Source organism: Deinococcus pimensis DSM 21231, from assembly GCF_000519345.1.
GTDB classification, from domain to species: domain Bacteria; phylum Deinococcota; class Deinococci; order Deinococcales; family Deinococcaceae; genus Deinococcus_A; species Deinococcus_A pimensis.
Genome location: NZ_KI912670.1, coordinates 95,919 through 96,526 on the forward strand (window position 1 = coordinate 95,919; position 608 = coordinate 96,526).

Annotated in this window: 1 pseudogene; it reads left to right on the forward strand. The window is 76.3% G+C overall.

Features of this window, described 5'->3' with window-relative positions:
• A pseudogene (locus tag DEIPI_RS32850) lies at positions 1-608 on the forward strand (YhgE/Pip domain-containing protein); the annotation flags it as partial.

Genomic DNA, 608 nt, shown 5'->3' on the forward strand with positions numbered 1-608 from the left:
CGTCACCCGGCTCACGGACGGCACGGCCACACTCTCGGGCGGGCTGCGCCAGCTCGAAGCCGCCGCGCCCGGCCGCCAGCAGCTCCAGCCCCTTCAGGACGGCGCGGCGAAGCTCGCAAAGGGCAACGCCGACCTCGCGTCCGGGCTCGGCCAGCTTCGCAGCGGTGCCGATCGACTCTCGACCGGCGCGGGCAGCCTCGCTTCAGGTGCCGCGCAGGTGAACGCGGGCACGGGGCGGCTCGCGGAGAACCTGCCCGCGCTCGCGGAAGGACTGAACCAGCTTCGGGCGGGCACCTCCACGCTCGCGTCGGGCGCGGGTGACCTCGCGAAGGGCAACGCTGCCCTCGCCGGGGGTGCCGGTCGGCTCGCGGATCAGCTGCCTGCGCTGCAGGGCGGGCTCGGCCAGCTCGCGACGGGCGCCGACGCCCTCGCGTCCGGAACGGCGGACCTCTCGAAGGGTGCCTCGCGCCTCCAGACCGGCGCGGACGAACTCGCCCGTCAACTTCCGCAGCTGCAGGGCGGGCTCGGCCAGCTCGCCGCCGGCGCCGACAAGCTCACGGGGGGCGCCACGGACCTCTCGAAGGGCGCCACGGCGACCGCCACGGGCG